This window comes from Nguyenibacter vanlangensis, from assembly GCF_013376155.1.
Taxonomy (GTDB): domain Bacteria; phylum Pseudomonadota; class Alphaproteobacteria; order Acetobacterales; family Acetobacteraceae; genus Gluconacetobacter; species Gluconacetobacter vanlangensis.
Genome location: NZ_JABXXP010000157.1, coordinates 1 through 5,561, shown reverse-complemented (window position 1 = coordinate 5,561; position 5,561 = coordinate 1). Strand labels below are relative to the sequence as shown.

Genomic DNA, 5,561 nt, shown 5'->3' with positions numbered 1-5,561 from the left:
CAGGCCGCGCCGGCCGGCCTGTTCCCCGCCGCCCTGGCCGCCATGATGCAGGAGGATGGCGGGCTGTCGGTGCCGCTGCGGGTCGCCATCATGACGGGCTGGTCGCCCGATGCCGGGCAGCCGAAGCCCCTTCGGCCGGGGCAATTCACCACGCCGCTGGAAGATGCGTTGAAGAACATCGGATAGTGGATTGAGTATGAAATATTATCCGCCCGTGACGCTCATGTGCCGGCGGATGGTGGCGGGGTCGTCGGCCTGACGGCCGATGACGAAATCATGGCCTTTCGGCTTGCGCAGGATCGCCTGCCGGACCAGGTGGAGCAGGGTGTCGTCGGTCGCGCCGTCCCGGACCGGCCGGCGCAGGTCGGTCGCGCCTTCATGCCCCAGGCAGGTATAGAGCTGGCCGGTGCAGGAGAGGCGCACCCGGTTGCAGCTTTCGCAGAAATTATGGGTCATCGGCGTGATCAGGCCGAGTTTTCGGCCGGTTTCGCGCACGTGCAGATAACGGGCCGGACCGCCGGTGCGCAGGGGGAGCGGTTCCAGCGTCCAGCGCCGGGCGAGGTCGGCGCGGACGGCCGAGAGCGGCAGGTAGCGGTCGGTCCGGTCCTCGCCCGTCTCGCCCATCGGCATGGTTTCGATCAGGCAGAGATCGGCGCCTATTTCGCCGCACCAGGCGAGCAGCGTATCGAATTCATCGTCATTCACGCCCGCCATTGCGACGGTATTGATGCGAACGGCCAGTCCGGCCGCCCGGGCGGCGCGGATGCCGTTGAGGGTCTGGTCGAGGACGCCGCGACGGGTGATGCGACGAAATCGTTCAGGATCAAGGGAATCCAGGCTGATATTCACACGCCGTACGCCGGCGCGGGCCAGGGCGTCGGCATGGTCGGCCAGTAGCGAGCCGTTGGTGGTCAATGTCATTTCGTCGAGATGGCCGGAATCGTCCCTGCCGTGCAGCCAGCGCCCCAGCGCCTGGAAGAACAGGTCGATGTCGCGGCGGACCAGGGGTTCGCCGCCGGTGATCCGGATGCGGGTGACGCCGTTGCGGATGAAGGCGGCGCAGAGCCGGTCCAGTTCCTCGAAGGTCAGGATGTCGGCCTTGGGGAGGAAGGACATGGTTTCCGACATGCAGTAGACGCAGCGCATGTCGCAGCGGTCGGTGACCGACACGCGCAGATAGGTCACCGCGCGGCCGAAGGAATCGAGGAACGGCGTGGCCATGACCCGGCCCCTTCAGGACAGGATGGTCAGGGCGACGATGGATGCGTCGATCAGCATTTTGCCCTGATGTTCGAAATTGACCGTCACGCGATGGCCGATGGCCGATTGCACCTGGCCCCGTCCCCATTCCGGATGGTCGGGATGCAGGACGAATTGTCCCGGTTCGAGAAAGGAGCGGAAGGGAGGTGCGGCGGGCATGGGTCCGGCGGAACTCCGGGACGGCATGAAAAACGGCCTGGTACCATACCAGGCCGTTGCCGAAACTTCAAAGCCCGTGGCGACGGGAGGCGTGCTCCGGGAGATGGGCTCCGGAGACGGGCCGGGTCAGTGCCCGGCATTTTCCCCCGAGAAATCCGGCGCGGCGAGGCCGGATTTTTCGAGCTGGGCGGTCAGCGCGACCTTCAGGCGTTCCAGGCCGGCCTGGGTGTTGCCCTCGGCGCGGGCCACCAGCACCGCCTGGGTGTTGGAGGCGCGCAGCAGCCACCAGCCGTCTTGCGTGTTGACGCGGACGCCGTCGATCATCGAGACGTCGCTGCCGTCTTCCTTCAGCCGGCCGGCGACTTCCTCGATCACCGCGAATTTGCGGGTGTCGGGGCAGTCGAAGCGGAGTTCGGGGGTGGAGATGGTCTCGGGCAGGGCTTCGCGCACCGCCGACAGCGTGGTGTCGAGGCGGGCGACGATGCCGAGCAGGCGCACGGCGGCGTACAGCGCGTCGTCGAAGCCGTACCATTTGTCGGCGAAGAAGATGTGGCCCGACATTTCGCCGGCCAGCGGGGACGCGGTCTCGGCCATCTTCGACTTGATCAGCGAATGGCCGGTGCGCCACATCAGCGGCTTGCCGCCGGCCTTCGCCACCTCGTCGAACAGGACCTGGCTGGCCTTGACGTCGGCGATGATCGTGGCGCCCGGATGGGTGCGCAGCACGTCGCGGGCCAGGATGACCAGGATCTGGTCGCCCCACAGGATCTCGCCCTTGTCGTCGACCACGCCGACGCGATCGGCGTCGCCGTCGAAGGCGAGGCCGATATCGGCCCCGGTCCTGCGCACCGTGTCGATGAGCTGTTCGAGGTTCTTGGCGACGGTGGGGTCGGGATGGTGCGCCGGGAACGTGCCGTCGATCTCGCCGTTCAGGACGGTGTGCTCGCCGGGGATCTTCTTGACCAGGTCGGCCAGGACCTCGCCCGCGACGCTGTTGCCGTTGTCCCAGACGATCTTGAGCTTGCGGTCGCCGCCGTCCCAATCCTGGACCAGGCGGGCGATGTAGTCGTCCTTGAGATGCACGTCGCGCACGCTGCCCGCGGCCTCGGGCACCACGTCGCCGGCGGCGGCCAGGTCGCCCAGTTCCTTGATCTGGGCGCCGAAGAACGGCTTGCCCGCCAGCATCATCTTGAAGCCGTTGTAATTGGGCGGGTTGTGGCTGCCGGTGACCATGATGGCGCCGTCGGCCTTGAGCGTGACCGACGCGAAATAGAGCATCGGGGTGGGGCCGCGTCCCACGCGCAGGACCTCGACCCCCGATGCCACGGCGCCTTCGACCAGCGCCGCCTCGAGCGCGGGCGAGGACAGGCGGCCATCATAGCCGATGGCGACCGTCTTGCCGCCCTTGCGGGCCACGATGCTGCCGAAGGTCCGGCCGATGGCGAACGCGTCTTCGGGGTGCAGGGTCTTTCCGACGATTCCGCGGATATCATATTCGCGCAGGCTGGTCGGATCGAAACTGTGCGTAAAGGACATTACAGTTCACCGCAGTAGGATTTGAGGAATTCGCGCACCGACGGGCCCAGGTCGGGGCGGTCGATGGAGAACGCGATCTGCGCTTCGAGGAAGCCGATCTTGTTGCCGCAATCGAAGCGCGTGCCCTCGTAGCGCAGGCCGTGGAAGGGCGCGTGGCCGATGACCTTGGCCATCGCGTCGGTCAACTGGACCTCGCCGCCCGCGCCGCGTTCCAGCTTGGCCAGGTGGGTCATGACGTCGGCGGTCAGCACGTAGCGCCCGATGATCGACAGGTTGGACGGCGCCTCCTCGGGCTTGGGCTTCTCGACCAGGCCCTTGACCTCGACCATGCGGCCGTCGTCGTCGCCGGTCTTGAGGATGCCGTAGCGGTTGGTGTGTTCGCGCGGGACCTCGGTCACCGCCACGACGTTGCCGCCGGTCTGGTAATACGCGTCGGCGAGCTGCTTGAGGCAGGGCACCTTGCTCTTGACCACGTCGTCGGGCAGCAGGATGGCGAACGGGTCGTCGCCGATGAAGCTGCGCGCGCACCAGATCGCATGGCCCAGGCCCAGCGGTTCCTGCTGGCGGACGGCGCTGAGCGCGCCGGCTTCGATGCTGGAGGGGGCCAGGGCTTCGAGCGCCTCGGTCTTGTTGCGCTCGCGCAATGTGGTCTCGAGCTCGAAGGCGACGTCGAAATAATCGATCAGCGAATCCTTGCCGCGTCCGGTGATCAGGCAGAATTCCTCGATCCCGGCGGCGCGTGCCTCGTCGATCGCATACTGGATCAGAGGCTTGTCGACGACGGGGAGCATTTCCTTCGGCATGGCCTTGGTGGCCGGGAGGAAACGCGTGCCGAGGCCGGCGACGGGGAGGACGGCTTTTCGCAAGGGTTTGATCACAAGCGTCACCTTCTATCCACGGTATGAAACGAAATGTCCGAGTGTCCCCGTAGTATAGAAATACCGGAGGGTAAATGGACGTTCAGGGGCTATTTCCCTGAAAATACCAAGAAAAGATGACGGAATTTAGGCTGCGTCACGGCGTCGGCCGACCGAGCTTTCTTCGTACAGGATCACTCGCGAAGCGAACGCGAAGGGGGGCCAAACGTTGCGCTGCCGTGGAAATTTCGTGCATGAAAAAAAATTTACCTGCACGGTGATCCGAATTGCCCATTAAAGGGGATCGGTGGTGCGGTCGAGAAGACTCGAACTTCCACGGGGTTGCCCCCACAAGCACCTCAAGCTTGCGCGTCTACCATTCCGCCACGACCGCACCGTGACATCGGTCATCGCCTGAGCGATACCGTGCGACGGAGGCCGTATAGACGATGCATGATCGACGGGCAATGACCGAAAAGACGATTCTGTGGAATTCCAGCGCGGGCCTGGTGCCCTACCCGGACGCCGTCGCCGAGATGGAGCGGCAGGTGGCGGCGATTCGCGACGGGCTGGCCCCGGAGCGGGTCTGGCTGCTGGAGCATCCGCCGACCTTTACGGCCGGGACGTCGGCGCGGGCCGAGGACCTGTTCAACCCGCGCGGCTTTCCGACCTATGACGCGGGGCGCGGCGGGCAATGGACCTATCACGGGCCGGGGCAGCGCGTGGCCTATGTGATGCTGGACCTGACCCGGCCGCACGGCGACGTGCCGCCGCGCGACCTGCGCGCCTATGTCCATGGGCTGGAAGCCTGGCTGATCCGGACCTTGCGCTGTTTCGACGTGTCGGGCGAGCGGCGCGAGGGGCGCATCGGCGTCTGGGTCGTGGACCCGGACAGCGGCGCGGAAAACAAGATCGCGGCGCTGGGCGTGCGGGTGTCGCGCTGGACGTCCTGGCACGGGGTGGCGCTGAACGTGATGCCGGACCTGGACGATTTCGCGGGCATCGTCCCGTGCGGGATCCGCGAGCACGGGGTGACCAGCCTGCATGCGCTGGGCCGCCGCGCGAGCATGGCGGAGGTGGACGAGGCGTTGCGGGCGTGCTGGCAGGAGGTGTTCGGCGCGGCCTGAGATGGGCGCGCCGGTGACGGGTGCGACGGTGACGGGTGCGCCAGTGTCAGAGCGGCTGTCAGAGCGGCGCCGACAGGGAGAAGAAATCGGGGGGGAAAATCCGGCCGGTCCCGACGTCCGTCAGGTGCAGGCGGGTCCGGTTGCGGCGGGCGTCCAGGATGTCGATCGCGACCAGCGACAATTGTCCGGCGAAATCCGAAAAGCCCAGGGTCAGCAGGCCCTGTGACGGATTGTCGGTACGGGCGAGCGAGACCTGCAGCACGTCGGCGCCGTGCTGGATCGCGGTGACGGTCACGGCGCCGGCCAGGTGAACCGGGGTGGTCAGCAGCAGCCCGAGCGGCTGGCGCGAAAGGTTCATGCGCGTGACCGATTGCTGGGCCGCGTCGCGGAAGACCACGTGGCCACCGGCGGCGACGAGACGCATCGGGTGCGGCGTATCGTAGTCGAGCCGCAGATGGCCGGGTTCATAGAAGAGGGTCCCGGCCCCGACCGTGCCGTTCGGCCAGGTCTGGACGACATGGGCGGTCAGGCCGTGCGTGTCGTTGAGATAGCGTTCGATGCGCGCGACGTCCCGCCCGCCGCCGGTCGGGCCCGGGGCCGCCTGGCAGGCGGCGAGGACCAG

General features: G+C 66.9%; 6 protein-coding genes, 1 tRNA gene and 1 pseudogene. 2 read left to right on the top strand and 6 right to left on the bottom strand.

Features of this window, described 5'->3' with window-relative positions:
• Positions 1-186: pseudogene (locus HUK84_RS09420) on the top strand (SAM-dependent methyltransferase); the annotation flags it as partial.
• A gap of 18 nt (positions 187-204) precedes the next feature.
• On the opposite strand, the gene moaA reads toward HUK84_RS09420, so the two are convergent.
• The 5 genes from moaA to HUK84_RS09395 form a co-directional block, all read right to left on the bottom strand.
• Complete coding sequence (gene moaA / locus HUK84_RS09415; protein WP_176640064.1) at positions 205-1,221, bottom strand: GTP 3',8-cyclase MoaA; 1,017 nt, start codon at positions 1,219-1,221, stop codon at positions 205-207.
• 12 nt (positions 1,222-1,233) lie between these two features.
• Positions 1,234-1,419, bottom strand: coding sequence for a DUF3553 domain-containing protein (locus HUK84_RS09410; RefSeq protein WP_176640063.1), 186 nt, complete (start codon positions 1,417-1,419; stop codon positions 1,234-1,236).
• 126 nt (positions 1,420-1,545) lie between these two features.
• A complete protein-coding gene (gene pgmG, locus HUK84_RS09405; protein WP_176640062.1) occupies positions 1,546-2,955 on the bottom strand; it encodes a phosphoglucomutase/phosphomannomutase PgmG in 1,410 nt (469 codons plus the stop codon).
• Positions 2,955-3,833, bottom strand: a complete 879-nt coding sequence (galU, locus tag HUK84_RS09400; protein ID WP_176640065.1) for a UTP--glucose-1-phosphate uridylyltransferase GalU — start codon at positions 3,831-3,833, stop codon at positions 2,955-2,957. Before galU ends, pgmG begins: the two co-directional genes overlap by 1 nt.
• A 287-nt stretch (positions 3,834-4,120) precedes the next feature.
• Positions 4,121-4,206 (bottom strand) — tRNA-Leu (locus tag HUK84_RS09395).
• Positions 4,207-4,261: 55 nt separating this feature from the next.
• On the opposite strand from HUK84_RS09395, the gene lipB reads away from it, so the two are divergent.
• Complete coding sequence (gene lipB / locus HUK84_RS09390) at positions 4,262-4,939, top strand: lipoyl(octanoyl) transferase LipB (RefSeq protein WP_176640061.1); 678 nt, start codon at positions 4,262-4,264, stop codon at positions 4,937-4,939.
• 58 nt (positions 4,940-4,997) lie between these two features.
• Here the strand turns inward: lipB and HUK84_RS09385 are convergent.
• On the bottom strand, positions 4,998-5,561 hold a 564-nt coding region (locus HUK84_RS09385), incomplete at its 5' end, for a LolA family protein (RefSeq protein WP_176640060.1).

What these genes read in the sequence shown, in the direction of transcription:
- moaA (WP_176640064.1), bottom strand. Translation starts at nt 1,221, where the DNA reads ATGGCCACGCCGTTCCTCGATTCCTTCGGCCGCGCGGTGACCTATCTG.
- HUK84_RS09410 (WP_176640063.1), bottom strand. Translation starts at nt 1,419, where the DNA reads ATGCCCGCCGCACCTCCCTTCCGCTCCTTTCTCGAACCGGGACAATTC.
- lipB (WP_176640061.1), top strand. Translation starts at nt 4,262, where the DNA reads ATGCATGATCGACGGGCAATGACCGAAAAGACGATTCTGTGGAATTCC.
- pgmG (WP_176640062.1), bottom strand. Translation starts at nt 2,955, where the DNA reads ATGTCCTTTACGCACAGTTTCGATCCGACCAGCCTGCGCGAATATGAT.